Annotated in this window: 23 protein-coding genes; 18 read left to right on the forward strand and 5 right to left on the reverse strand. The window is 55.9% G+C overall.

Annotation, left to right across the window (positions count from 1 at the left end; genetic code table 11):
* Positions 1-221: 221 nt before the first annotated feature.
* The 10 genes from BN4275_RS11290 to BN4275_RS11335 all read left to right on the forward strand — a co-directional run bounded on the left by BN4275_RS11290 (position 222) and on the right by BN4275_RS11335 (position 10,427).
* Positions 222-761 (forward strand): RNA polymerase sigma factor, encoded by a 540-nt coding sequence (locus BN4275_RS11290; protein ID WP_242863722.1) that lies wholly within the window; start codon positions 222-224, stop codon positions 759-761.
* Entirely contained in the window at positions 758-1,825 is a 1,068-nt protein-coding gene (locus tag BN4275_RS11295) for a DUF4367 domain-containing protein (protein WP_066458199.1), read from the forward strand. The genes BN4275_RS11290 and BN4275_RS11295 overlap by 4 nt, the downstream gene beginning before the upstream one ends.
* A 10-nt stretch (positions 1,826-1,835) precedes the next feature.
* Complete coding sequence (locus tag BN4275_RS11300) at positions 1,836-2,945, forward strand: immunoglobulin-like domain-containing protein (RefSeq protein WP_066458201.1); 1,110 nt, start codon at positions 1,836-1,838, stop codon at positions 2,943-2,945.
* Between the two features lie 103 nt (positions 2,946-3,048).
* Positions 3,049-3,504, forward strand: a complete 456-nt coding sequence (locus BN4275_RS11305; protein ID WP_066458204.1) for a DUF3795 domain-containing protein — start codon at positions 3,049-3,051, stop codon at positions 3,502-3,504.
* Positions 3,491-4,051 (forward strand): NUDIX hydrolase, encoded by a 561-nt coding sequence (locus tag BN4275_RS11310; RefSeq protein WP_066458207.1) that lies wholly within the window; start codon positions 3,491-3,493, stop codon positions 4,049-4,051. Before BN4275_RS11305 ends, BN4275_RS11310 begins: the two co-directional genes overlap by 14 nt.
* Positions 4,048-5,106, forward strand: coding sequence for an A/G-specific adenine glycosylase (gene mutY, locus BN4275_RS11315; RefSeq protein ID WP_066458211.1), 1,059 nt, complete (start codon positions 4,048-4,050; stop codon positions 5,104-5,106). Before BN4275_RS11310 ends, mutY begins: the two co-directional genes overlap by 4 nt.
* A gap of 121 nt (positions 5,107-5,227) precedes the next feature.
* The gene (locus BN4275_RS11320) at positions 5,228-6,595 is read left to right on the forward strand and encodes a citrate/2-methylcitrate synthase (protein WP_066458217.1); all 1,368 of its coding nucleotides are present in this window, start codon (positions 5,228-5,230) and stop codon (positions 6,593-6,595) included.
* A gap of 173 nt (positions 6,596-6,768) precedes the next feature.
* Positions 6,769-8,565, forward strand: coding sequence for an ABC transporter ATP-binding protein (locus tag BN4275_RS11325; RefSeq protein ID WP_066458219.1), 1,797 nt, complete (start codon positions 6,769-6,771; stop codon positions 8,563-8,565).
* A 64-nt stretch (positions 8,566-8,629) separates the two neighbouring features.
* Positions 8,630-10,156, forward strand: a complete 1,527-nt coding sequence (putP, locus tag BN4275_RS11330) for a sodium/proline symporter PutP (protein WP_066458222.1) — start codon at positions 8,630-8,632, stop codon at positions 10,154-10,156.
* Between the two features lie 10 nt (positions 10,157-10,166).
* On the forward strand, positions 10,167-10,427 hold the full coding sequence (locus BN4275_RS11335; RefSeq protein ID WP_066458224.1) for a zinc ribbon domain-containing protein: 261 nt from the start codon (positions 10,167-10,169) through the stop codon (positions 10,425-10,427).
* Positions 10,428-10,487: 60 nt separating this feature from the next.
* Here the strand turns inward: BN4275_RS11335 and BN4275_RS11340 are convergent, their stop codons facing one another.
* Positions 10,488-11,801 (reverse strand): hemolysin family protein, encoded by a 1,314-nt coding sequence (locus tag BN4275_RS11340; protein WP_066458226.1) that lies wholly within the window; start codon positions 11,799-11,801, stop codon positions 10,488-10,490.
* A 289-nt stretch (positions 11,802-12,090) separates the two neighbouring features.
* Here BN4275_RS11340 and BN4275_RS11345 point away from each other — a divergent pair, with 289 nt between their 5' ends.
* The 6 genes from BN4275_RS11345 (at position 12,091) to BN4275_RS11370 (ending at position 19,232) form a co-directional block, all read left to right on the forward strand.
* The gene (locus tag BN4275_RS11345; RefSeq protein ID WP_066460386.1) at positions 12,091-13,656 is read left to right on the forward strand and encodes a ClC family H(+)/Cl(-) exchange transporter; all 1,566 of its coding nucleotides are present in this window, start codon (positions 12,091-12,093) and stop codon (positions 13,654-13,656) included.
* Positions 13,657-13,810: 154 nt separating this feature from the next.
* Complete coding sequence (locus BN4275_RS11350) at positions 13,811-15,202, forward strand: cation:proton antiporter (RefSeq protein WP_066458229.1); 1,392 nt, start codon at positions 13,811-13,813, stop codon at positions 15,200-15,202.
* A gap of 140 nt (positions 15,203-15,342) precedes the next feature.
* Entirely contained in the window at positions 15,343-16,377 is a 1,035-nt protein-coding gene (locus BN4275_RS11355) for a sugar kinase (protein ID WP_066458233.1), read from the forward strand.
* Positions 16,378-16,436: 59 nt separating this feature from the next.
* A complete protein-coding gene (locus tag BN4275_RS11360) occupies positions 16,437-16,748 on the forward strand; it encodes a hypothetical protein (protein WP_066458236.1) in 312 nt (103 codons plus the stop codon).
* Positions 16,749-17,074: 326 nt separating this feature from the next.
* Complete coding sequence (aroF, locus tag BN4275_RS11365; protein ID WP_066458244.1) at positions 17,075-18,094, forward strand: 3-deoxy-7-phosphoheptulonate synthase; 1,020 nt, start codon at positions 17,075-17,077, stop codon at positions 18,092-18,094.
* Positions 18,095-18,113: 19 nt separating this feature from the next.
* Complete coding sequence (locus tag BN4275_RS11370; RefSeq protein ID WP_066458246.1) at positions 18,114-19,232, forward strand: chorismate mutase; 1,119 nt, start codon at positions 18,114-18,116, stop codon at positions 19,230-19,232.
* Between the two features lie 44 nt (positions 19,233-19,276).
* Here the strand turns inward: BN4275_RS11370 and BN4275_RS11375 are convergent, their stop codons facing one another.
* Together BN4275_RS11375 and BN4275_RS11380 are read right to left on the reverse strand one after the other, a co-directional pair.
* A complete protein-coding gene (locus BN4275_RS11375; protein ID WP_066458247.1) occupies positions 19,277-19,966 on the reverse strand; it encodes a YjjG family noncanonical pyrimidine nucleotidase in 690 nt (229 codons plus the stop codon).
* Positions 19,956-21,341 carry an alanine/glycine:cation symporter family protein gene (locus tag BN4275_RS11380; RefSeq protein WP_066458249.1) on the reverse strand — a complete coding sequence of 462 codons (1,386 nt, stop codon included), beginning with the start codon at positions 21,339-21,341 and terminating at the stop codon, positions 19,956-19,958. Before BN4275_RS11380 ends, BN4275_RS11375 begins: the two co-directional genes overlap by 11 nt.
* A 177-nt stretch (positions 21,342-21,518) precedes the next feature.
* Here BN4275_RS11380 and fba point away from each other — a divergent pair, with 177 nt between their 5' ends.
* Positions 21,519-22,382, forward strand: coding sequence for a class II fructose-1,6-bisphosphate aldolase (gene fba, locus BN4275_RS11385; RefSeq protein WP_066458252.1), 864 nt, complete (start codon positions 21,519-21,521; stop codon positions 22,380-22,382).
* Positions 22,383-22,449: 67 nt separating this feature from the next.
* Here the strand turns inward: fba and BN4275_RS11390 are convergent, their stop codons facing one another.
* Entirely contained in the window at positions 22,450-22,659 is a 210-nt protein-coding gene (locus BN4275_RS11390) for a helix-turn-helix transcriptional regulator (RefSeq protein WP_066458255.1), read from the reverse strand.
* A 1-nt stretch (position 22,660) separates the two neighbouring features.
* On the reverse strand, positions 22,661-22,978 hold the full coding sequence (locus BN4275_RS11395) for a DUF6442 family protein (protein WP_066458258.1): 318 nt from the start codon (positions 22,976-22,978) through the stop codon (positions 22,661-22,663).
* A 237-nt stretch (positions 22,979-23,215) separates the two neighbouring features.
* Between BN4275_RS11395 and clpB the strand changes: the two genes are divergently transcribed.
* Entirely contained in the window at positions 23,216-25,822 is a 2,607-nt protein-coding gene (gene clpB, locus BN4275_RS11400; RefSeq protein ID WP_066458261.1) for an ATP-dependent chaperone ClpB, read from the forward strand.
* Positions 25,823-25,958: the final 136 nt, after the last annotated feature.

A 25,958-nucleotide genomic window follows, 5' to 3' on the forward strand; every position in this document is an offset into this window, starting at 1 on the left:
AAGATTTGGTAAATGTGCTGACAGTCACAAAAATAAAATTTCAGTCACAAAAACAGTCGCAAATAGATAATAAAATGGAAAAATCTATACCGGTTTGCGACCGCGATTTCCCGCCGGATAGATTTCCTACTTCCTTTCTTTGAAAAAGTGTGATAAAATAACAGGGAACAGGCCAGTTGTATCCGGCCGGATGACATACGGGAGGTGCGGCGGTCTTGCTGGTGTATCTATCCTTGCTTGAGGAGGATCAGGACAAGTCAAAGTTTGAAACACTTTATCTCACCTATCGCCAGATGATGTTCCGCACAGCAAACAGCATCCTGCATGACCCACAGCTCGCAGAGGATGCGGTGCAGCAGGCTTTTCTGCGCATCCTTGGCCATATGGATAAAATTACCTCTGCCGAGTGTCCCCAAACCAAAAGTTTCGTGGTTATTATAGTTAGAAACATCGCGATCAATCTCTACAATTCCCGCAGACGGCACGCGGTTCTTTCGCTCGACGAGCTGGAAGACTGGACGCCCGGCGACCTTTCGCCTGCCGGCGCAGTCGAAGCGCAGGACGATTACGAACGCCTCGCGGGATTGATTGCCAGCCTGCCGGAGAGTTACCGCGGCGTGCTTATGCTTAAGTACGACAACGGCTACTCCACCAAAGAGATTGCGCAGATGCTCGGGCTATCCGAAGAAAACGTGAAAAAACGGATTCAGCGGGCCAGGAAGAAACTTGAACAGGTGATGGGAGGTGTGAAGGCGCCATGATGATGGATGACGAACTATTTGCGCGCGCGGCGAGAAAAGCGGCCGGGCAGATGCTCGAAGAACTCCCGTCTGGAGAGCAGCCGGAACACCAGTTCTCCGAAACCTTTGAAAAGAAAATGGAAAAAATGCTGCGTTCACAGCGCCGCCCGCAGTGGCAGCGCAGCCTGGGCAGGATTTCCCGCCGCGCGGCGGTGCTCGCGCTGGTGGCGTTTGTGGGGCTTTCCGCCTGCCTGATGGGCGTGGAGGCTTGGCGCGCACAATTTTTTCAGATGGTGGAGGAAAAATTCCCCGACCACAGCCGCATCACCTTTGAAAACACCTCGGGCAGGGAAGTGCCGGAAGGCCCGTTCATCCCGTACGAGATCACCGATATTCCGGACGGGTTTACCTGCACCCAGTTTTCTTACAGTGATTTCTTTAATTATGCCGTCTATGAGGACGGCGAAGAGCACATGATTTCGTTTGACCAGAACAGGATCGATTCGATTGCCATCGGGCTCAACACCGAGGGCGCGAGCTTGGAGCCGATCACCCTGAACGGCGAACCGGCCCAGTTTTTAAGCAATCTTGGGATGCAGACGGTGCTTTGGTACGACGACCAGTACTGCTTTATGCTCACCAGCGACCTGCCGCGTGAAGAGACGCTGCGGATAGCCGGGAGCGTGCGTGTCAAAAATGTACCGGAAGGCCTGCCCAGCGGCTTTGACGCCGACATGGCGGCGGACAGGGGCGATGTGGTGCTGGCGCCGGAAGATAACCGAAATCTTGACAAACTCGACCGATTCATGAAAAATTTTGCCGCCGGGGTACCGGATGAGATCACGCTCAGCATTTTTACCGGGACAGGCGGCATCCGGCTGAGAAGCCTTGCGTATGATGGTTCCAAGATCACTTTTTACAGGGACGATTCCTTCGACAAGGAATCGGATCAGCCCTGGGTTCAACAGGAGGATTTTGACAGCATTGAGATCGCAGAGGAACCTTTGGATGGCAAAACGACCTATATCATCAATCTTTACAGCAGCCATTATGACCATCCGACCGAGGTAGCCAGCTACCGATAGGAGGATCCAGATGTTTAAAAAACAGCTTGGGGCGGCCTTGGCGCTGCTCCTGCTTTTATCCGCATGTACACAGCCTGCGCCCAGACCGTCTTCTTCGGCCCCGGGCCCGGGCAGTTCATCTTTGGCGGCATCTTCCGCTCCGGAACCTTCGTCCGGGCCGCCGCCGTCCGCTTCGGCTGATGGTCCGGATGCTTCGCAGCCCGAGCGGCAGGACGCTTCGTCCGACGCGGCGCAGAGCTCCCTGCCGGCCGGTCCGTCCGTGGGCCCATCTTCGGCGCCCGAACCGCAGGAACTGCCGGAAACGCCCGCTTCTTCGAGTGCGCCGGACCCGCTGCAGATTGAAGTGATGGCCGACCGCGCGGATGAAACAAGTATTTATATGAAGGCTGCGGCTGAGAGCTATCCCTCCGATGCGAAAAGCATCACCTTCGAAATTACCAACGGCAGCGCGCAGGAAATCTCCAGCGGCACCTATTTCACGCTGGAGAAAAAGGAAGACGGGCAGTGGAACAAGGTGCGTTTCAAAGACGACACCGCCTTTGCCGATATCGCTCAGCTGATCCCGCCGGGTCAGTCGGTGGAGGAAAAGATCGCGCTCGACATCTTTGCCCAGCCACTGTCCACTGGCGAATACCGTGTAAGCAAAGAATTTGCCGGACCGGAATATTCGTTTACCCTTTCCGCCGGGTTTTCGCTCGGCGCGCCCGAAGGGACGCTCGAACTGAAAAAGCCGAAATCGGTCAGAATTTCGATCGGAAACGGCAAGTATATGACCAAAACGACCCTGACCCTCAAACAGAAATATGAGGGAAAATCCCCGGTATCTTTCGTGATGGAGAAGCTCGACACCTTCCATCCGGTGAAGGAGGATATGAAGCTTGGGGGCGCGGCGGAAACTGACGGTGCTCTGCTGACGCTGATCTATCCGGACGGGATGCAGAGGGAATTGTTTGTCGATCCGAATGCATTTATTGAAAACCCGGACGGTACGATGACGAAAATCACCCATCTGCTTGTCGACGGACAGCAGTGGTACTATTCGCTCGACGCGGATATCTACAGCGAGCTCATGGACTGCGCCATGAAATTTGGCGGGGAGCCGGAGCTGCAGGAACCATAGCAAAAAGAATCCTTTTTTGAATTGCGCCGCCGGCTTTATGCCGGCGGCGCAATGTGTTATACTGAAATAGAGCATCTTTGAAACGGTGGAAAGGGACGCGCTTATGAAAATGCCTGCGGAAGGGATCACAGCGGATTTTTTCGCGCCGTGCGGAATGAATTGCATGGTCTGCTATAAGCACTGTTATCATAAAAAGCCGTGCGCGGGCTGTCTGCGCGGTGAGGATGGGAAACCGGAACATTGCCGGAATTGCAGGATTTATGACTGCGTAAAGGAGAAGGGCCTTTCCTATTGTTATGAATGTCCCGCTTTCCCCTGTAAATGGATCAAAAATCTGGAGAAAAGCTATCACAAACGCTATGGGACAAGCCTTCTGAAAAACAGCCTGTTTGTAAAAACACATGGGCTGGCGGCTTTTCTAAAATGGCAGAAAGATGCCTTTACCTGCCCGGCTTGCGGCGGAGTATTTTCAATCCATGACCGGGAATGCAGCGAATGCCAGGCAAAGATGCCCTCAACTGGGGAAGAACGGGAGGCGGCGGGGAATGGGACTGCGTGAAACGATTGCGGCTTACCGGCCGGTGAACGAGCAGGAAACGGCGGACCAGGCGCTGATGCTCTGCATGATCGACCGATTCCCGGATACGATCCTGACGCGGGAATGCCCTGCGTCACATTTGACCGCCTCCGGTTTCGTGGTGAATGAAAAGCGGGACAAAGCGCTGATGGTCTATCACAATATCTACCAGAGCTGGTCCTGGACCGGCGGCCATGCGGACGGGGATTGCGACCTGCTCGCGGTGGCCATGCGCGAGGCGAAAGAGGAAACCGGGATCACACGCCTGCGCCCGCTTTGCCGGGAAATCGCCGGGCTGGATGTGCTCGGCGTCACACCGCACAGAAAACATGGCGCGTATATCAGCGCGCACCTGCATCTGACGGCCTCGTTTTTGCTGGAGGCGCCGGAGGATCAGCCGCTGGCTGAGAAACCGGATGAAAACAGTGCGGTCGGATGGATTTTGCTTGCGCAGCTTGCGGAATATGTGACCGAACGGCACATGCTGCCGGTATATCAAAAACTGATGGAGAAACTGAAGAGCCTATGACGGATCTGAAAGAGATGATTGACCCGCTTACCGCCTGGTACCGGGCGAATAAACGGGACCTGCCCTGGCGGCGGGAAGTGACGCCTTACCGCGTATGGATTTCGGAGATCATGCTCCAACAGACCCGCGTGGAGGCGGTAAAGGACTATTTTCTGCGTTTTACAGCGGCACTGCCGGATGCGAAGGCGCTTGCGGAAATTCCGGAACAGCAGCTGCTGAAGCTGTGGGAGGGGCTCGGCTATTACAGCCGCGCCCGCAACCTGCAAAAGGCGGCAAAAGAGATTGTGACGGAATATGGCGGACAGCTGCCCGCTTCTTATGAAAAACTGATCGGTCTGCCGGGGATTGGATCGTATACGGCGGGCGCGGTCGCCTCGATCGCGTTCGGCATCCCGGTGCCGGCGGTGGATGGAAACGTCCTGCGGGTGGTTTCACGGCTGACTGCGGATGACGCCGACATTGCAGACCCCAGGACGAAAAAGGCAATGGAGGAGCGGCTTGCGGCCATTATACCCGCAAGCTGCCCCGGGGATTTCAACCAGGCGATCATGGAACTGGGCGCGACCGTTTGTGTCCCGAATGGCCCGCCGGACTGTGCGCGGTGTCCGCTTTCCAGCGGGTGTGAAGCATTCCGGCGCGGTATCCAGACCACACTGCCGGTCAAAGCGGCGGCAAAGCCGCGCAAAATCCAGCCGCGCACCATTCTGGCGCTGGTACGGGACGGGCGGATCGCCATCCGACGACGCCCGGCGCGCGGACTGCTGGCTGGGCTGTGGGAGCTGCCCGGTGTGGATGAAACGCTCGATCAGTCCGGCGTGATTGCAAAGGCGCGGGAATGGGGATTTGAGCCGCTGCGCGCTGAACAGCTTCCGGATGCAAAACACATTTTCACGCACATCGAATGGCGGATGACCGGATGGCGGATCACCGTCGCGGAGGACTGCGAATCCGCGGGGCTGGTGTGGGTAGATCCGGAGCGCCTGACGGAAGACTATCCGCTTCCGTCCGCGTTTTCTGCCTATCTGCAACCATTTCTGGAAAAGTATGGCGGATAGGGCACTGGGCGTTCAATGTTTGGTCACAGAATAGACATAAAACCACCGATAAAATTTGTTATAATAAAATGTATAGTTTTATAAAAAATGATGAACAAAGAAAGAAAGGGAGTGCTGTATAATGCCGTCTAATCCGTATTCGGAGATTACCCCGCAGATACTGGAACTGAGCGAGCTTTGCAGGAAAAGCAGTGCGATTGACCCCGCACTGTATGCAAAGTACGACGTGAAAAGAGGGCTGCGCGACATTAACGGCAAAGGCGTTATGGCCGGGCTCACCGAGATTTCGGAGGTCTGTTCCAGCACGGTCGATGAGAACGGCGCCACCATCCCATGCGAGGGAAAGCTGTTCTACCGGGGCGTCAACATCAAGGATCTGGTCAACGGGTTCATCCGGGAAAAGCGGTTCGGGTTTGAAGAGTCCGTCTACCTGCTTTTGTTCGGGAGCCTGCCCAAACAGGAGGAACTGCGGGCGTTTACGGAACTTTTGGCAAATTACCGGACTTTGCCAACCAGTTTTGTGCGCGACATCATTATGAAGGCCCCAAGCCGCGATATGATGAACACGCTTGCGCGTAGTGTGCTCACCCTGTATTCCTATGATGACCGGGCGGATGACGTTTCGATTCCGAACGTCCTGCGCCAGTGCCTGCAGTTGGTGGCATTGTTCCCGCTGCTGTCGGTTTATGGCTATCAGGCATACAACCATTATCACGAGGGACAGAGCCTGTACATCCATTCGCCGCTGCCGGAGCTTTCCACTGCGGAAAACATCCTGCGTATCCTGCGCCCGGACAGCTCCTATACCGCGCTGGAGGCGCGTGTGCTCGATGTGGCGCTGGTACTCCATGCGGAGCATGGCGGCGGTAACAACTCGACCTTTACGACCCATGTCGTCTCCTCCTCCGGTACGGACACCTATTCGGCGGTGGCGGCGGCGATCGGTTCGCTCAAAGGGCCGCGGCACGGCGGCGCGAACATCAAGGTCGTGAAGATGTTCGACGACATGAAGCAGAACCTTTCCGACTGGGCGGATGAGGACGCGGTGGAGGATTACCTGCGCCGGCTGTTACATAAAGAGGCGTTTGACCACGCCGGGCTCATCTACGGCATGGGGCATGCGGTCTACTCGCTCTCCGACCCGCGTGCCGATGTGTTTAAATTCTTCGTCAAATCCCTTTCGGAGGAAAAAGGGCTCGATAAGGAGTTCGCGCTCTATTCGCTGGTGGAACGGCTTGCGCCGAAGGTCATCGGGGAGGAGCGCCGCATCTATAAAGGCGTTTCGGCCAACGTCGACTTTTACAGCGGGTTTGTTTACAGCATGCTCAACCTTCCGACCGAGCTTTTCACCCCGATTTTTGCCATTTCGCGCATCGCGGGCTGGAGCGCGCACCGCATTGAGGAGCTGAGCAATTCCGGGAAGATCATCCGTCCCGCTTATAAAGGAGTCAAGGAAGAAGTCCCATACGTGCCGCTTGCGGAGCGCTGATTCAGGTTTTTGATGAAAAACAGAAGGTACCCGGCCCGGGCTGCAGACCTGGGCCGGGTTTTCTCTGTTTTGTGGACGGGAACGCCGGATTTATGGAGGAATCGCTGTTCATTTTCCCGTTCAGATGTGCTAGAATCTAACTATGACCTGTGAGAAAGAGGAGAAGAGAAGGAATGGATCGTACCATGAAAACCAGCGTGCTGCTGGGGCGCTTCGCGCCGTACTTTAAAAAATACCTGTGGATTCTGCTGCTCGATTTGTTCTGCGCGTCGCTCACCACCCTGTGCGAGCTTGTCCTGCCGCTGATGGTGCGTTTTATCACCGAACGCGGGATGAACGACCTTGCCAGCCTCACCACCGCGATCATTTTAAAGATCGGCGCGCTTTATATCCTTTTACGGATTATTGACACCGCCGCCAACTATTTCATGGCGAACATTGGGCATATGATGGGCGCGCACATCGAAACTGACATGCGCAGCGACCTGTTTGCCCATCTGCAGCGGCTTTCCTACAACTTTTATGACAGCAACAAGATCGGTCAGCTGATGGCGCGCATCACGAGCGATCTGTTCGACGTCACCGAGTTCGCACACCACTGCCCGGAAGAATTCTGGATAGCGGGACTCAAAATCGCTGTCTCATTCGTGATCCTCGCGCGCACCAACCTGTGGCTCACTTTGATCATCTTCTCGATCATCCCGCTGATGCTCGTATGTTCGATGTATTTCAACACCCGGATGCGCCGCGCTTTCAAAAAAAGCCGCAATCAGACCGGTGAAATCAACGCGCAGGTAGAGGACAGTCTGCTCGGCGTACGAGTGGTCAAATCCTTTGCGAACGAGGAGGTCGAAAAGGAGAAATTCGAGGAGGGAAACGGGAAATTCCTCGATATCAAGCGGGAGATGTACCGCTATATGGCGGGTTTCCAGTCGACGACCCGCGCTTATGACGGGGTGATGTATATCACCGTCGTGGTGGCGGGCGCGCTCTTTATGATTCATGGGCAGATCACCCCCGCTGACCTGATGGCCTACCTGCTTTACGTAACCACGCTGCTCACCTCGATCCGGCGGATTGTCGAATTCACCGAGCAGTTCCAGCGCGGCATGACTGGCATCGAGCGGTTTATCGAGGTGATGGATGCGCCGGTGGACATCCTGGACGAGCCGGACGCCGAGGATCTTACCGATGTCAAAGGTGAGATCACCTTTGAGCATGTCTCTTTCCATTATGCGGATGATGACCATCCGGTTCTTTCGGATCTGAGTCTCACTGTACATCCGGGCGACAGCGTCGCGCTGGTCGGGCCGTCGGGCAGTGGCAAATCGACACTCTGCAACCTGATCCCGCGTTTTTACGATGTGACCGGCGGGCGTATCCTCATCGACGGCAAGGACATCCGAAAACTCACGCTCCATTCGCTGCGCGGTCAGATTGGCGTTGTGCAGCAGGATGTCTACCTTTTTGCCGGGACGGTGTTTGAGAACATCGCCTATGGGAAGCCAGGCGCGACCAATGCGGAAGTTGTAGCGGCGGCGAAGCTCGCGGGCGCGCACGATTTCATCAGCTCGTTTGAGGACGGATATGACACCTATGTGGGCGAGCGCGGCGTGCGCCTTTCCGGCGGGCAGAAACAGCGGATCTCAATCGCGCGGGTGTTTCTCAAGAATCCGCCGATCCTGATTCTGGACGAGGCGACCTCAGCGCTCGACAACGAGAGCGAACGGATTGTGCAGCAGTCGCTGGAGAAGCTTGCGCGCGGGCGCACCACTTTTACCATCGCTCACCGGCTGACCACCATCCGCGGCGCGCGGCTCATTCTGGTGCTGACCGAAAACGGCATCGAGGAGCAGGGCAGCCATGACGAACTCATGAAGAGACGTGGAATTTATTACCAGCTTTACAGTATGTATGGGGAAAACATGGGGAACGCGGAAAATTTTGTGGAAAAACATATAAAGATGTGATATACTTTTTTCGTGTCTACTATAGCACAGCGGCAAAGCTTAGAGAAAAAGAGGAGTGTAGTGAATGAACACAAGCCAGATTATGATGCTCGGCGCGATGGTTGTATACCTCATTATGATCATCTGCGTCGGCAACTATTTCAGCAAAAAGAATGAAACAAGCCATGATTTCTATCTGGGCGGGCGCGGCATGGGCCCTTGGGTGGTCGCGATGAGCGCCGAGGCTTCGGATATGAGCGGCTGGCTCATGATGGGATTACCGGGCCTTGCGTATGCGACCGGCATTGCGGACGCCGGCTGGACCGCCATCGGCCTTGCGCTTGGCACATATATCAACTGGAAGCTGATCGCGCTGCCGCTGCGCAACTATACGGCGGTTGCGAACAATTCGATCACCGTCCCGGATTACCTTTCCAACCGTTTCCACGATAAACGCAAAATCCTGATGAATGTTGCGGCACTGTTCATTGTGATCTTCTTCGTGGTATACACCGCTTCGGGCTTTGTGGCCTGCGGCAAGGTGTTTGTAACCCTGTTCAATTTCCCGTACCTGCCCTCAATGCTGGTGAGCGCGCTGGTCATCATTCTTTACACCACCTACGGCGGTTTCAAGGCGGTCTGCCACGTCGACTTTGTGCAGGGAACGGTTATGTTTTTCGCGCTCATGATCATCGTGGGAATCGGAGTGGGCACGGCGGGCGGCTTTGGGGAAATTTCCGCGAACGTGGCCCAGTACGACGGATATCTTTCGATGTTTTCGACCTATTCGCCGGACGGCGCTTCCACCTATAGCTGGATCACCATCGCTTCCGGGCTGGCATGGGGCCTCGGCTACATGGGCATGCCGCACATCCTGGTGCGGTTCATGGCAATCCGCAATGCTTCCGAACTGAAAAAGTCCCGCCGCATCGGCACCTCCTGGTGTGTGCTTTCGCTTGCAATGGCGGTGCTCATCGGTGTGCTCGGCCGGACGCTTTATCCGGACGCGCTTTCCGGAAGCGCTACCGAAAGCGTCTTTATCATGATGTGCAAAAACCTGCTGACCGGCGGCGCGCTGCCGATTATCGCGGGCGTAATGCTCTGCGGCGTGCTTGGCGCGCAGATCTCCACCTCGGACAGCCAGCTGCTGGCAGCGTCTTCGGCGGTCGCGCAGAACTTTTACCAGGGCCTGATCAAAAAGGACGCGACCGAAAAGCAGATCATGAAGGTTTCCCATGTTTCGATCATCCTTATTGCGGGTGCGGCCTGTGCTTTTGCGCTCAACCCGGACAGCTCGATCTTCAAGATCGTTTCGTTCGCGTGGGCGGGCTTTGGCGGCGCGTTCGGCCCGCTGATCCTTTTCTCCCTCTACTGGAAGCGCACCAATCTGCCCGGTGCAATTGCGGGCGTTATTGCGGGCGGCGTGACGGTGCTCGTCTGGAAGCTTCTGCTTTCCCCGCTCGGCGGAATTTTTGGGCTTTATGAGCTGCTTCCGGCGTTTATCCTGAGCTCGCTTGCCATCATCATCGTTTCCAAGCTCACCGCGGAACCTTCCGCTGAAATCCAGAAGGAATTCGACACCGCAAAATCCATGACTCTCGAAACAAAGTAAGGAGGCATTTGTGGAACAAACATTTTGCCAGAGCTGCGGCATGCCGCTCACCCCGGAAAGCGAATTGTGCGGCACCAATGCCGATGGAAGCAAAAATCCGGAATACTGCATTTACTGTTACAAAGGCGGCGCGTTCACTGCGGACGTGACCTTGGACGAGATGATTGAAATCTGTGTCCCGCCGATGGTGGAGGCCAATCCCGGCATGACCGCTGGGAAGGCGCGTGAGATGATGCGGCAGTTTATGCCCCAGCTGAAACGCTGGAAATAACCCGAATAAAACGGCCGTTCCGGCATTGCCGGAACGGCCGTTTCGTTTCTGGATGCGAGCTCAGGCGAGCGGCCGGGCGAGGACCCGCTCAATCCGGCGGTCATCCATTGCGGCGACGGTGAATTCCACCAGCCCGACTGTGACCGAGGGATGTTCGTCTGCGGCGGGAATATGTCCGAGCGTATCGATAATGTAACCTCCGAGCGTGTCGTAGTCGCCGTCGGCGGGAAAGTGGATTTGGAAAAGCTCCTCCACCTCTTCGAGCGGGACGGTTCCGTCGATCGACCAGGAACCGTCGGACAGCGCGCTGATTTCTTCTTCCTCGTCGTCGTATTCGTCCTGAATATTGCCGACAATCGATTCGATGAGATCCTCCATCGTGACCATGCCGGCAGTGCCACCGTATTCGTCAACCACGATGGCGATCTGCACCTTTTCTTCATTGAAACGCGAAAATAACGCGGTGCAGCGGCTGCCTTCCGGGACGAAGATCGGTTTGCGCATGTGGTTTTCGAGAGAGAACGGAACATCCGGGTTTTCCATCACCAGGCCAAGCAGATCCTTGACATAGAGCACGCCAACCACATCGTCGAGTTTGCCGGCATAGACCGGAATGCGGGAGAACCCCTCCACAGTCGCCGCGCGGATCACCTCGGTAAGCGGGGTATGCAGTTCGAGGGCGACCATTTCGGTGCGATGGGTCATGATTTCCCCGACCGTGCGGTCGTCGAACTCAAAAATATTGTTGATCATCTCGCGCTCGCGTTTTTCAATCGTGCCGGATTCATTGCCCGCGTCAACCATCATGCGGATTTCCTCTTCGGTGACTTCCTCCGGTTTCTGGTGCGGGTCGACGCCGAGCAGACGCAGCACCGCGTTGGTCGAATAGGAGAGCAGCGCCACAAACGGACGTTCGACCTTATAGATGAACAGGAGCGGCCGGGCAATCGCGAACGAGATCTTTTCATAGCTGGTCATCGCGAGACGCTTGGGAACCAATTCTCCGAACACCAGAGTGAAGAAGGAGAGGACCATTGTGATGACCGCGAGCGAAACCACCCGCACCACGGCAGGATTGACCGGCGCGGCGCGCAGGACGTAGACGATGTATTCCGCGAAGGTGTCGGCCGCGACCGCCGAAGCGAGCAGGCCGGAGAGGGTTACGCCGACCTGGATGGTGGCCAGAAACTTGCTCGGTTCGCTTACCAGCTTTGCAAGGATGGCGGCGGTTTTATCGCCGTCGGCGGCCATTCGCCGGACTTTCTGGTCATTCAGGCTGATGATGGCGATTTCGCTCATGGCAAAGAAAGCGTTTGTGAGGATCAGGGCAAACAGTAACAGGATGTAGACCCATAGGTTGCCGTCGGGTTCCATATTTTGTCTCCTTTTTTGGTCAGAATGCGTGCATGCAATACAATATTATGGTAACGGGTGCGATGCTGGAAAGTCAATCCGTAAAAAACGCATGAAACGGCCCTTCCACGGGATTTATAACAAAAGAGCTGGCATTTGGAACATTTCCCTTTTGCTGATGCCGGTTTTATGCTAAAATAAGCGCAGGCAATTGGCGGCTGCCAATCGCGCCAAGCTGAAAAATAAGTTTAGAAACCGTTCAAAAGCATATAGCGGCGATATTTTGGACGGGGAATGCATTTTCCGGGAGATGTGTTTTGTGCAGACTAGAAATGAAAATAACACGGTGCGCGTGATTAAGGATGCAAAATATATGCAGTACGCGCTTGTGGTGAATGGGCTGCTTGTCGGCGTTGCGGCCGGCGGTATCGCGGTCCTTTACCGTATTATGCTCGACCGCGGGGAAAAAATTCTGCGCTGGATGCTTGCGGCAGTGCAGGGAAATGGCCTTATGATCGCGGGATGGTTTGTGGGGCTTGTTTTTGTGGCGCTGCTGGTGGCGCGACTGGTTCGCTGGGAACCGATGATTTCGGGCAGCGGCATCCCGCAGGTGAGCGGAGAAATGAAAGGATACCTGCATCAGAACTGGGTCAAAGTGATCGTGGGGAAACTAGTGGGAGGAACGGCCTGCATCTTGGGGGGGCTGTCGCTTGGGCGCGAGGGGCCGTCTGTCCAGCTTGGCGCGATGGTGGGCAAGGGGATTTCCCGTCTGCTGCATCGGGTGAAGACAGAGGAGAAATACCTGATGATCTGCGGCGCGGGCGCCGGGCTCGCCGCGGCATTCAATGCGCCGCTTGCCGGCGTGCTGTTCGCGCTTGAGGAGATTCACAAGAACTTTTCAGCGGCGGCGCTGACTTCGGTGATGGTCGCGGCAGTCGCGGCAGACTTTGTGTCAAAGACGGTTTTCGGGCTGGATTCGGTCTTTCATTTCTCGGTCGGCCGGGTGCTTCCGCTCGATCACTATTGGCTGCTGCTTCTGCTGGGGGTGCTCATCGGCATCTGTGGAGCGGCCTATAACGCTTCTACGATGGCTTCTCAGCGGGCTTATAAGCATCTGCCGCAAAGCTTCCGGATGGTCATCCCGTTTTTGCTGGCGGGTGTGCTGGGGCTTACGATGCCGCTTACGCTCGGAGGCGGGCATGCGATGATCGAGCACCTTTACGAGGGCAATTTGCTGCTTTCCGGAGTATTGCTGCTGCTCGCGGTGAAATTTTTGTTCTCGCTTTTGTCCTTCGGCTCGGGCGCGCCAGGCGGCATTTTCTTCCCGCTGCTGGTCATCGGGGCATATATCGGCGGCGCATTCGGCCTGCTTGCAATCCGGTACTGCGGAGTGGATCCGGAATTGCTCAACAACTTTATCATCCTGGCAATGGCGGGATATTTCACCGCCATTGTGCGCGCGCCGGTGACCGGGATTATCCTGATTGCGGAGATGACCGGCTCGCTTTCCCACCTGCTTTCCCTCGCGGCGGTGTCAATCATCGCCTATGTGGTGGCCTACCTGCTCAAATCCGAGCCGATTTATGAAAGCCTGCTCGAGAATATCCTGCGCAACCAGGGGATCGAGGAGCCGGAGGACACCGGTGAAAAAATCCTCACCACGGCCGTGGTGCAGCATGCTTCCGCGATCATCGGCAAGCGGGTGAGCGAGCTGGACCTGCCGTATAACTGCCTGTTGGTGGCGGTGAGGCGCGGCGGCCGCGAGCTGCTTCCGCGCGGAGATACGGTGATTATGGCGAGCGACACATTGGTGGCGCTGGCCGATACAAAGGACTATGCGGAAATCGCAGCGCAGCTGGGGGAGCTGTGCGTCTGAAAAATATCTGGAAGAAGATGGATTTCTGACAGCCGGAGGCGGTTTGCCTCCGGCTGTTTTGTAAAGTTTAGATAAAATTCATATAAAATATGCTCAAAAAATGTTATAATAAAACATCATTAAAAAAGATGCGATTTGAAAGGGGCGTGAGAAAATGACTTTCCTGGAGCAGTCCGCCAACCATTCCGCAGCTGTCATCCTGAGCCTGGCAATCATCCTTTTTTCTGGATTCCTTGTGACAAGGATCACCAAGAAGCTGCGGTTGCCGGATGTGACGGCTTACATTGTCGCCGGGATTCTGCTCGGACCTTATGTTTTTCGTCTGGTTCCGCAGGAGATGATCGATGGGATGGATTTTGTCACCGATATCGCGCTGGCCTATATCGCTTTTGGAGTGGGCAAATACTTTAAGCTCTCCGAACTGAGAAAAAGCGGCAGACAGGTCATCCTGATTACGCTGTTTGAAGCGCTTGCAGCAGCACTTGCCGTCACATTGATGATGACTTTTGTTTTTCATTTATCGGTGTCGTTTTCGTTGTTGCTTGGCGCGATCGGTTCGGCCACCGCCCCGGCTTCAACGATTATGACCATCCGACAATACCGGGCGAAAGGAGACTTGGTAAACACCATCCTGCAGGTGGTTGCGCTTGATGATGCGGTTGCGCTGATTGCGTTTTCCATCTGTGCGGCTATTGTGGGTGAGCTTGAATCCGGCTCCGGGAGCCTAAATTGGAAGCTCTTTCTGGAGCCGCTCCTGCTCAATCTGTTCGCTATCGGGCTTGGGGCTATCTGCGGCTATCTGCTGCGTTGGATCATATCTGCGCGCCGTACCCGTGAGCACCGGCTCATCTTAATCAATGCGGTCATCTTCAGCCTCACTGGGTTCTGTACGCTGCTCGATATTTCACCGCTGCTTTCCTGTATGGTGATGGGAACGGTTTATATCAATGTGATCGCGGATAAGGATCTCTTTAAGCAGGTCAACCACTTTTCGCCGCCCATTATGCTGCTGTTCTTCGTCCTTTCCGGCATGCGCCTCAATGTCCCGATGCTGGCCACTGCCGGGATGATCGGCGTCGGTTATTTCTTTGTGCGGATCATCGGCAAATATGTAGGCGCATATGCCGGTGCGGTTGTAAGCGGGGCTTCAGCCGTTATTCGCAATTACCTCGGTTTGGCGCTGGTGCCGCAGGCAGGTGTTTCAATTGGATTGGCGGCGCTTGGGCAGCGGATTCTGCCTGCTGGGGCGGGCGCATTGCTTTCTACCATCATCCTGTCGTCGGGGGTGCTGTATGAAATGGTTGGCCCGGCTTCAGCAAAGATGGCTCTTCTTTTGTCCCACACGATTGAGGAGCCGCCGATTTCAGGGGGCAGGGAGTCAAAAAAAACGTCTGCCGCAAAAGAAAAAGGCCGGATAGCCGCATTGTCTCTGGAAAAAGACGGCGCGGCAAAACCCGCAGGAAAAAGCTGCGGCCCCAAAATAGTCCGCCGCGCCGGTGAAATGCCGCAAAAAGGAAAAGGGCGCCGCAACGGGCATCATGTCTGACAGTTCCGCTTCACGTTTTTTGACGTGGGGCGGGAATTTTTGTTTTTCACTTGCAAGCGGGCCGAAATGTGGTATAATTTTGTTAAAGTGGGGTAGTTTCGAAATCGAAGGGATTTTCGAATGAAATTGGAGTGTGTACTATGAATTTTGGCGGTGAACAAAGGGAATTTGACGTCATCAGCTTTGGTGAGATCATGCTGCGGCTTTCCCCACCGGGACTCGAGCGGCTCAGCCAGTCAGAGCTTCTGGAGAAGCGGCCGGGCGGCAGCGAGCTCAATGTGGTTTCGGGCATTTCACTCCTGGGGCTGCGTACCGGTATTGTGACCAAGATTCCGGACAATGACATGGGGCGATTCATCAAAAATAAGATCCGTTTCTATGGCGTGAGCGACGACTATCTTATCTATGATTCCTCCGAGCGCGCCCGCGTCGGCATTTATTATTCCGAAAGCGGCGCTTATCCGCGCAAGCCCGCGGTTCTCTATGACCGGGCGTATTCTTCGATCAACAGTATTTCGATTGGGGAGATCGATCCGGCAATCTATCAAAGTACCCGCGTTTTTCATACCAGCGGCATCACACTCGCGCTGAGCGACCAGGTGCGGGATACCGCGGTCGAGATGGTGAGGCGCTTTAAGGAAAACGGTGCGGCGATCTCGTTCGATGTGAACTACCGCGCGAACCTTTGGGACGAAGAAACGGCCCGAAAAACCATCTGCAAGATCCTGCCGTACATAGACATCCTGTTCGTTTCAGAGGAGACCAGCCGCCGGATGATGCAGCGCTCGGGTACGATGGAGGAGATCATGCGCGGTTACTGCGAGCAGTTCGGCTGCCGGATCGTCGCGTCGACCCAGCGCAAGGTTAAAAGTCCGAAATGCCATTCGTTTAATTCGATTATCTACTCCCATGCGGAGGATAAAATTTACACCGGCCGTCCATTCGAGGATATCGACGTGGTCGACCGGATCGGTTCCGGCGACGCGTATGTCGCGGGTGCGTTGTTCGGCTTGCTCAAATATGACAGTGTCCAGCAGGCGGTCGACTATGGCAATGCGATGTCCGCTGTGAAGAATACCACCCTGGGCGACATGCCCGCTTCCGATTTTGCGGAGATCAGCCGGGTGATCGCGGCGCACAACTCCGGCGTTGCTGGGGACGAACTCAACCGGTAAAACCAGAGAACAAATAAAAATCCCCGCCGGTCGACGGGGATTTTTTAGGAGGTTACCCAATGAAAATGCTCCCATATCTCTTGCTGTGTGTTCTGCCGTTTTATCTGCTTCCGCCGTTTGGGGGCAGCACTGGCTTTTTCATCATCGCATTGCTTCTTATTATGCCGCTCTGCTGCTTTTTGGGCGGGTTCCTATACACAGCCGGACATCCGTTTTGCTGGTATTTTCCGGTGCTGGTCGGGGCGTTCATGCTTCCAACCATCTGGATTTTTTATAACGAATCCGCATGGATCTATGTTCCGGCATTTGCGGCCGTAAACCTGTTGGGATGCTTGTTTGGGCTGCTGTTCCGCAGGTGGAAAGATCGTTGAACTTGTAGGAAAAATGAAAAAAACGCTTGACAGATTGTATAATCTTGCTATAATGAGGATAACAAAAATCCATTCACGGAGATTTATCATGAACAGACCGAATGCACAACAGAATCGATTTTTCGGCTTTTTTAGCTGGGGCTTTTACTTTAGCACCGGCTTTTTTTGCTGCGAAAATAGATTGTGTTTGATGAGCAGGTAGGTTCTGGAATTTCCAAAGATTTTTCAGAAATTGTTGTAAGAGAACTCATTGACGCAATGGGTTCTCTTTTTGTATGTGCGAAAATGGGGCCCATGCGCATGAAACAGATTTGGAGGAACAAAAGATGATCGTAATCATGAAACCCGGCACCCAACAGAAGGAAATTGAAAAGCTCTCCGACGCGCTCACTGCAAAAGGTGTGGAGGTAAATCCCGTCATCGGTAAAAACCTGATTATCCTGGGTCTGGTCGGCGATACCAGCAAGCTTGACGATACCTGGATCGAAGCCAACCGCAACGTCGAACGGGTCATGCACGTGGCAGAGCCGTTCAAAAAGGCGAATAAGATGTTCCATCCCGAACCGAGCGTGATCGACGTGCGCGGCCAGAAGATCGGCGGGGACAGCCCGCTGGCGGTGATCGCGGGCCCCTGCTCGATCGAAAGCGAGGCGCAGATCTGCGGCATTGCCGAACAGGTCAAGGCGCTCGGAGCCAATTTCCTGCGCGGCGGCGCCTTCAAGCCGCGCACTTCTCCATACGCTTTCCAGGGGCTCAAATACGACGGGCTCGAACTGCTGATGGAGGCGCGCGAAAAGACCGGATTGCCGATCGTCACCGAGATCATGTCGCCCTATGATATCGAGGTTTTCGTCAAGGACGTGGACATCATCCAGGTCGGCGCGCGCAACATGCAGAACTTCGAGCTCCTGAAGGAGCTCGGCCACACCGACAAGCCGATCCTCCTCAAGCGCGGGCTTTCCGCCACCATCGAGGAATGGCTGATGAGCGCCGAGTATATTATGTCAGGCGGCAACGAGCGGATTATCCTCTGCGAACGCGGCATCCGCACCTTCGAGAACTACACCCGCAACACGCTCGACCTTTCCGCGATCCCCGCGGTCAAAAAGCTGAGCCACCTGCCGGTTGTGGTCGATCCGAGCCACGCATCGGGCAAATGGTGGATGGTCGAACCGCTTGCGAAAGCGGCGGTCGCGGTCGGCGCGGACGGACTCATCGTCGAAGTGCATAACGATCCGGCCAACGCCCTGTGCGACGGCCAGCAGTCGATCAAACCCTGTGTGTTCGGGGAACTGATGGAAGAAATCCGCGGCATCGCCAAAGCGATCGGCCGTAACATTGCATAAGGACTGGGGAGGAAACAGCATGTCGGAACTGGATGGCTACCGGAAGGAAATCGATGAGATAGATGCCGCGCTCATCCGGCTGTTTGAACAGCGGATGGATGTGGTGCGCAAAGTCGGCCGCTACAAAAAAGAAAACCATCTGCCGGTTTTGCAGGCGGGCAGGGAGCAGGCGGTCTTGCGGCAGGCGGTGGAGCACCTGCAGGACAAGGGGTACGCGCAGGACGCGGCCCGCTTTATGAATGCCGCGATGGAGATTTCCCGCGCGGCCCAGCGCCGGGACATCGAACCGGGCGAACCGCCTGTCACCGCCGCGCATCCGCTCACCGGGGCGGTGGGATTCCAGGGGGTAGCCGGCTCCTTCTCGGAGCAGGCGCTGGTCGAGACGTTTGGGGACGAACGCGAACGGATCGCCTATCCGGAGTTTGAGGACGTCTTTCGGGCACTGCAAAAAAAGGAGATCGACTACGGCGTGCTGCCGATCGAAAACAGCTCCACCGGCGCGATTTCCGCTGTTTACGACCTGCTTGGCAGCTATGGATTTTTCATTGTCGGAGAGCACTGCTGCCGCGTCAGCCAGAATCTGGTCGGCCTGCCGGGGGCGACGCTCAAGACGATCAAAACGGTCTACTCCCATGTGCAGGGGATCGAACAGAGTTCCACCTTCCTGAACGGGCATCGGGAATGGGATTTGGTCCCTTACCATAATACGGCGGTGTCCGCCAAGATGGTGGCCGAATCCGGCGACCTCACCAAAGCCGCAATCGCGTCCAAACGCGCGGCGGCGCTTTACAGCCTTTCGGTCATCGCGCCGGACATTAACAACCGCCAGGACAACATGACCCGGTTCATTGTGATTGGCCGCACGTTGGAACCGGAGAACGCCGACAAGATCAGCGTTGTTTTTTCGATTGCGAACGAGGCGGGGAACCTTTACCAGACGCTGCGCACCTTTGCCGACAACCGGCTCAACATGGTGAAGATCGAATCCCGACCATTGCCCGACGCGGCGTGGAATTACCTGTTCTATGTGGATTTTGAAGGCAATATCGCGGACGATGCGGTGCGTGCGGCGCTCGAAAAGCTCTCCCGCGATTCGGTCCGCTACCGGCTGCTCGGGGCCTATCGCGCGGCAAAGTGACGACAAAAAAATGGGCCTTCCGGCGAATTCGGAAGGCCCGTTTTTTATGATTCTCCCATTACGATGGGGATAAAGCCGGAGAGCGTATCAATGCGGTAGTCGTAAAGTGCGGGATCGCCTTCGGCGCCGGATGGCGCGAGCCAGCAGCAGGCAATGCCGGCATTGCGGCCGCCCGCCATGTCGGAGGTGAGCGAGTCGCCCAGGATAATGGCGCGCGACCGGTCCGGTCCGCCGAGCGCCTCGAATACCCGGTCAAAGAATTCCCGGCGGGGCTTCGGCGCGCCGAGCTCCTGGGAGATGAACATCCGGGAGATAAATGGTGCGATCTGCGAATGCGCGAGACGGTTTTTCTGTGTGCGGATGACGCCGTTTGTCACGATGTAAAGCGGACAGCGCGCGGAAAGTTCCTTACAGAGCTCGTACGCGCCGGGGAGCAGAAATGCTCCTTCACCGAGCGCATCGGTGTATGCTTCGCTGAATGCGTGCGCGTCGTCCCGGGCATCGAGCTCTGCGAGCAGGATTTCAAACCGTTCGGCCCGCAGCCGGTCCTGTGTGACCAGGCCCTGCTCAAATTTTTTCCAGAGTGAAAGGTTGATTTCGCTGTAACGGTCACAGACCGCGTCACTGGCCGGCAAGCTCCGCTGCCGGCAGACCCGCCGGATGGCTTCCCGCTCGGCAAGGCCAAAATCAAAGAGGGTATCGTCCGCGTCAAGTAAAAGAATGTCATATTTCATATTTATCAGTCCTTTTTCGGGCAAGATAATCCCGGGTGATAGAAAAAACCTTCCCGGACAGAAAGACGATCGCAATCAGATTTGGGATGGCCATCAGGCCATTGAAGGTGTCAGAGATGTCCCACACGAGCTTCAGATTGGTGACGCAGCCGACACAGGCCATGCCGATGAACAAAAGCTTGTAGAGGATAAGCGGCTTTAATCCGCAGAGATATTCGAGCGCGCGTTCACCGTAATACGACCAGCCAAGCATGGTGGAAAATGCGAAGCAGGCAATTGCCACTGTGATGAAAACGGCGCCAAATGCCCCGAACCCATGTGAGAACGCCTCAATGGAAAGCGCGGCACCCTCAAGCCCGATTTCGGTCGCCCCGGTCGTGAGGATGGTGAGCGCGGTGATCGTACAGACGATAATCGTGTCCGCGAACACCTCAAAGATGCCCCACATGCCCTGCTGGACCGGTTCCTTGACGTTTGAGGCGGAGTTTACGATGACCGAGCTGCCAAGCCCCGCTTCGTTCGAGAAAATGCCGCGCGCCACGCCGTAGCGGATCGCCTGCATGATGACGTAACCGCCCACGCCGCCGCCGACCGCCTCAAAGCTGAACGCATTCGCAAAGATGGAGGCAAACGCCGCCGGAATCGCTTTGTGATTGACAATGAGGATGTAGACGCCGCCGGTGATATAGAAAAGCGCCATGAACGGAACCAGCTTTTCGGTGACCGAGGCGATGCGCTTGAGCCCGCCGAGGATCACCAGACCGATGACCAGCGAGATCACGATGCCGGTCGCGAGCGGCGCAATGCCGAGCGAAGCCGAAAGCGCGCCCGCAATCGAATTGGCCTGGGTCATGTTGCCGATGCCGAATGAGGCGATCAGACAGAAAAGCGAAAAGAGCACCGCCAGCCATTTACAGTGGAGTCCGCGTTCGATATAGATCATCGGGCCGCCGACCCACGCGCCCTTTTCGTTTTTGTAACGGTAGTGGTTGCCCAGGACGTTTTCCGCATATTTGGTCATCATCCCAAGAAAGGCGCTCACCCACATCCAGAAGACCGCGCCGGTGCCGCCGGAGACGATCGCGGTGGCCACGCCGACGATGTTTCCGGTCCCGATGGTGCCCGCCAGTGCGGTGGAAAGCGCCTGAAACTGGGAGATGGCGTGGGGGTCGCGTTTGTTATGTACCTCTTTGTTGCGAAAAATGGCAAACAGCGTTTCGTTCATCCAAAGCCCGAATTTGCGGATCTGAAAAAAACCGGTGCCGATAGTGAAATAGACGCCGACCAGCATGAGAAAAGCGATCATAACCGGTCCCCAGACAAAATCATTGACCAGTTTGTTAAGATCGGTAACCAGTTTGACAAACCCCTCCATATGATACCTCCTCCATCCTATTTTGCATAAACACATCTACACCTAAGCAAAATTATATATCATGGGCGATTCGTTTGTAAAGCAGTACGGAATGGACAAAACGTTTTATGGTCTGCGCTTATTCCACATAAAGAAACCGTTGTTAGAAAAAAACCAAAGAGTAGGAGCTGGGAAACGATGCTGGTATCCGCAGAAGAAATGCTGACAAAGGCCAAAGCTGGTCAATATGCCGTCGGGCAGTTCAATATCAACAATCTGGAATGGACCAAAGCGGTACTGCTTACCGCACAGGAGCAAAATTCGCCGGTGATCCTTGGCGTATCCGAGGGCGCGGGCAAATATATGTGCGGCTTTTGTACAGTCGCGGCAATGGTGCGGGCGATGATCGGGGAACTGGGGATTACCATCCCTGTGGCTCTTCATATCGACCACGGCACCTATGAAGGAGCGAAAAGAGCAATCGAGGCGGGCTTCACCTCGATCATGTTCGACGGCTCGCACGATCCGATCGATGTAAATATTGCAAAGAGCAGGGAAATCATTGCGCTGTGCAGGGAAAAGGGCCTTTCGGTCGAATGCGAGGTCGGGTCGATCGGCGGCGAGGAGGACGGCGTGGTCGGCGCGGGCGAGATCGCCGACCCGCAGGAATGCAAACGGATCGCCGGCCTCGGCGTTACCATGCTCGCAGCGGGCATCGGCAATATTCATGGCCAATACCCTGCCAACTGGAAAGGACTTGATTTTGACGCGCTCGCAAAGATCCAGGCGCTGACCGATGGGGTGCCGCTGGTACTGCACGGCGGCACCGGCATCCCGGAAAAGATGATCAAAAAGGCGATTTCGCTGGGCGTGGCGAAGATCAACGTCAACACCGAATGCCAGCTTTCGTTTGCCGCGGCGACCCGCAGGTATATTGAGGCGGGCAAGGACCTTGTGGGCAAGGGCTTTGACCCGCGCAAGCTGCTTGCACCGGGAACCCAGGCAATCTGTGACACGATTCGGGAGAAAATGGAACTGTTCGGCTCAGCGGGGAAGGCCTGACTGTAAAATCCTATGTGCAACGGGCGGGATTCATGCTTTTGCAGGAATCCCGCCCGTTTTCTCTTGCTCATTCAAAATAAAAAAGCTCTTCAAACCGCTTCTCAAGCGCCACACATAAGAGCAGCGCGAGCTTTGCGCTCGGACAGAACTGTCCGTTTTCGATCGAGCTGATCGTTTGGCGGGAGACGCCGACCATTTCCGCCAGCCCCCCCTGGGAGATCCGCCTTTCCGCCCGGGCGACCCGCAGGCGGTTTTGCAAAACCAGTTTTTCTTCCATATCAGCCACCTGCGAACAGCCCGATGAGTGCCGCGGCGAGATTTGCAAGCGCGCAAAAGCCGCTGAGGATCGCGGTGGCGAGAAGCGCCGATTGTTTTTTGTGGCGATAGCGGCAGTACACTTCCGTTGCGGCGTACGCCCAGAAAAGCGCCTGCAGGTCGTGGGTCGGCTGCCCGGCGGCCAGCTTTGCGATCACCAGAGCGATGAACGTCACCAGAAAGGCGGATACACCGACGATTTTGGCGTGGTCGTCGATCCATTTTTCCCGTTCGTCCAGGTTGCTTTCGCGGCCGCGCTTCAGGATTTCTTCCCGGTCCATAGAGAGTCCTCTTTTCCTCATGTGTTTTACTGCAACTACAGTGTACAGCAAACTTTTCATATTGTCAAGTAAACTTGTCAATATGAAAAGAAAACTTTGCAATAAAAAGTTTACAATTTGTACTTGATTTTTGGGAAGAAGTGATTTACAATACAATTAGCACTCAATCATATAGAGTGCTAACAAGCTTTATTTGGTTAAAACATTCATTCATATACATGAGGAGGGATTTCACCTATGAACGCTCAGAAATTTACCCAGAAATCGCTCGAAGCCCTGCAGTCCGCGCAGGACCTCGCGGTCGAGTACCAGAACATGCAGATCGAGCAGCAGCACCTGCTCGACGCGCTGATCTCCCAGCAGGAAGGGCTCATCGGACAGATGCTCAAAAAAATGGGGACTGACGCCGCCGCGCTCGGACGGGAGGTCCGTGCCGAAATTGAGAAACTCCCCCGCGTCTCCGGACCCGGCCGGGAACAGGGCAAGATCTACATCTCCCAGGAGGTGGATCGCACGCTCGTCGCGGCCGAACGCCACGCCGAACGCATGAAGGATGAGTACGTCTCGGTCGAGCACGTCATGCTCGCGCTGCTCGAAAGCCCAAACAGCGCGCTCAAAGCGATCTTCCAACGGTTTTCGCTCACCAAGGACGGTTTCCTCAACGCACTCGTGAGCGTGCGCGGCAACACCCGCGTCACCTCGGACAGCCCGGAGGACACTTATGACGCGCTCAAAAAATACGGCTCTGACCTCGTCGAGCTGGCCCGCAACCAGAAACTTGACCCGGTTATCGGCCGTGACAACGAAATCCGCAACGTCATCCGTATCCTGTCCCGCAAGACCAAGAACAACCCGGTTCTGATCGGCGAGCCGGGCGTCGGCAAAACCGCCATCGCGGAAGGGCTTGCGCTGCGCATCGTGCGCGGGGACGTGCCGGAGAACCTCAAGGACCGCACCATTTTTTCGCTCGATATGGGCGCGCTGATCGCGGGGGCAAAGTTCCGCGGCGAGTTCGAGGAGCGCCTCAAGGCTGTGCTGCAGGAGATCAAAAAGAGCGAGGGCAAAATCATCCTGTTCATCGACGAGCTGCACACCATTGTCGGTGCGGGCAAGACCGAGGGCAGCATGGACGCCGGCAACCTTTTAAAGCCGATGCTCGCCCGCGGCGAATTGCACTGCATCGGCGCGACCACCCTGAACGAATACCGCCAGTACATCGAGAAGGATGCCGCGCTCGAACGCCGGTTCCAGCCGGTCATGGTGCCGGAGCCGACCGTGGAGGACACCATTTCGATCCTGCGAGGGCTCAAGGAGCGGTATGAGGTATTCCACGGCGTCAAGATCCAGGATCAGGCGCTCATTGCGGCGGCGACGCTCTCGAACCGCTACATCTCCGACCGGTTCCTGCCGGATAAGGCGATCGACCTGGTGGACGAGGCCTGCGCCATGATCCGCACCGAGATGGATTCGATGCCGAGCGAGCTCGACGATCTCTCGCGCAAGATCATGCAGCATGAGATTGAAGAGGCCGCGCTCAAGAAGGAGAAGGACCAGATTTCGCAGGAACATCTGAAAGAGATCCAGAAGGAGCTCGCTGAGATGCGCGAACGCTTCAAGGCGATGAAAGCGCGCTGGGAAAACGAAAAGAACGCCATCGGCAAGGTGCAGAAGCTGCGCGAGGAACTTGAACAGGTGAACGCCGACATCGAGAAGGCGGAACGCAGCTACGACCTCAATAAGGCCGCCGAGCTCAAATACGGCAAACTCCCCGCCCTGCAGAAGGAGCTGGAAGCCGAGGAGAAGCTCGCGGGCGAAGCCGAAAAGGACAGCACCCTTCTGCGAGACAAGGTCACCGAAGAGGAGATCGCGCGGATCGTCGGCCGCTGGACCGGCATTCCGGTCGCGAAGCTGATGGAAGGAGAGCGCGAGAAGCTGCTGGGCATGGAGAATATCCTGCATAAGCGGGTCATTGGCCAGGATGAGGCGGTGCGGACCGTTTCGGAAGCGATTCTGCGTTCGCGCGCGGGCATCCAGGACCAGCACCGCCCGATCGGATCATTTTTGTTCCTGGGCCCGACCGGCGTCGGCAAGACCGAGCTCGCGAAGGCTCTGGCGCAGGCGCTTTTCGACGACGAGAAGAACATCGTGCGCATCGACATGAGCGAATACATGGAGAAATACGCGGTCAGCCGCCTTATCGGTGCGCCTCCGGGATATGTCGGCTATGAGGAAGGCGGCCAGCTCACCGAAGCGGTGCGCCGCAAACCATATGCGGTTGTGCTGTTCGACGAGATCGAAAAAGCCCATCCGGACGTTTTCAATATCCTCTTACAGGTGCTCGACGACGGCCGTATCACCGACAGCCAGGGCCGCACGGTCGATTTCAAGAACACGATTATCATCCTGACCAGCAATCTTGGTTCCCCATATATTCTCGACGGTATTGATCAGAATGGGCAGATCACCGAGGAAGCCCGCAAACAGGTGGATGTGCTCTTAAAGCAGCAGTTCCGTCCGGAATTCCTCAACCGGCTCGACGAGATTGTGTTTTACAAACCGCTCACCCGGGCGGAGACCGGGCAGATTGTCGATCTGCTGATGGCCGGTCTGCAAAAACGCCTGGCGGACAAACAGCTCACTCTATCGATCACGCCGGCGGCAAAGGAGTTTGTGGTCGAGCACGGATACGACCCGGTTTATGGGGCGCGCCCGCTCAAACGGTTCCTCCAGCACAAGGTGGAAACGCTGCTTGCCCGCATGATCATTGCCGAGGATCTCGCGCCGAATACCCGCCTCGAGGTGGATGTCAGCGGTGGAGACCTTGTGATCCACATTGTAAAATAAGTCATCAAAAGGCCGCGTCCCATTTGGATGCGGCCTTTTTTTCGTCCTAGTGTAAAATCCTTGTAAAGTAGGTTGCGGGACGGGTGCGGTTCCGGTATAATGGATTTTGAAAATTTTTTTGCGCCGGCCTGCAATA

It is taken from the genome of Anaerotruncus rubiinfantis, from assembly GCF_900078395.1.
Taxonomy (GTDB): domain Bacteria; phylum Bacillota; class Clostridia; order Oscillospirales; family Ruminococcaceae; genus Anaerotruncus; species Anaerotruncus rubiinfantis.

Coding starts and splice junctions, on each gene's coding strand:
- BN4275_RS11295 (WP_066458199.1), top strand. CDS start 758: ATGATGATGGATGACGAACTATTTGCGCGCGCGGCGAGAAAAGCGGCC.
- BN4275_RS11300 (WP_066458201.1), top strand. CDS start 1,836: ATGTTTAAAAAACAGCTTGGGGCGGCCTTGGCGCTGCTCCTGCTTTTA.
- BN4275_RS11305 (WP_066458204.1), top strand. CDS start 3,049: ATGAAAATGCCTGCGGAAGGGATCACAGCGGATTTTTTCGCGCCGTGC.
- BN4275_RS11310 (WP_066458207.1), top strand. CDS start 3,491: ATGGGACTGCGTGAAACGATTGCGGCTTACCGGCCGGTGAACGAGCAG.
- mutY (WP_066458211.1), top strand. CDS start 4,048: ATGACGGATCTGAAAGAGATGATTGACCCGCTTACCGCCTGGTACCGG.
- BN4275_RS11320 (WP_066458217.1), top strand. CDS start 5,228: ATGCCGTCTAATCCGTATTCGGAGATTACCCCGCAGATACTGGAACTG.
- BN4275_RS11325 (WP_066458219.1), top strand. CDS start 6,769: ATGGATCGTACCATGAAAACCAGCGTGCTGCTGGGGCGCTTCGCGCCG.
- putP (WP_066458222.1), top strand. CDS start 8,630: ATGAACACAAGCCAGATTATGATGCTCGGCGCGATGGTTGTATACCTC.
- BN4275_RS11340 (WP_066458226.1), bottom strand. CDS start 11,801: ATGGAACCCGACGGCAACCTATGGGTCTACATCCTGTTACTGTTTGCC.
- BN4275_RS11345 (WP_066460386.1), top strand. CDS start 12,091: ATGTGTTTTGTGCAGACTAGAAATGAAAATAACACGGTGCGCGTGATT.
- BN4275_RS11350 (WP_066458229.1), top strand. CDS start 13,811: ATGACTTTCCTGGAGCAGTCCGCCAACCATTCCGCAGCTGTCATCCTG.
- BN4275_RS11355 (WP_066458233.1), top strand. CDS start 15,343: ATGAATTTTGGCGGTGAACAAAGGGAATTTGACGTCATCAGCTTTGGT.
- BN4275_RS11360 (WP_066458236.1), top strand. CDS start 16,437: ATGAAAATGCTCCCATATCTCTTGCTGTGTGTTCTGCCGTTTTATCTG.
- aroF (WP_066458244.1), top strand. CDS start 17,075: ATGATCGTAATCATGAAACCCGGCACCCAACAGAAGGAAATTGAAAAG.
- BN4275_RS11370 (WP_066458246.1), top strand. CDS start 18,114: ATGTCGGAACTGGATGGCTACCGGAAGGAAATCGATGAGATAGATGCC.
- BN4275_RS11375 (WP_066458247.1), bottom strand. CDS start 19,966: ATGAAATATGACATTCTTTTACTTGACGCGGACGATACCCTCTTTGAT.
- BN4275_RS11380 (WP_066458249.1), bottom strand. CDS start 21,341: ATGGAGGGGTTTGTCAAACTGGTTACCGATCTTAACAAACTGGTCAAT.
- fba (WP_066458252.1), top strand. CDS start 21,519: ATGCTGGTATCCGCAGAAGAAATGCTGACAAAGGCCAAAGCTGGTCAA.
- BN4275_RS11390 (WP_066458255.1), bottom strand. CDS start 22,659: ATGGAAGAAAAACTGGTTTTGCAAAACCGCCTGCGGGTCGCCCGGGCG.
- BN4275_RS11395 (WP_066458258.1), bottom strand. CDS start 22,978: ATGGACCGGGAAGAAATCCTGAAGCGCGGCCGCGAAAGCAACCTGGAC.
- clpB (WP_066458261.1), top strand. CDS start 23,216: ATGAACGCTCAGAAATTTACCCAGAAATCGCTCGAAGCCCTGCAGTCC.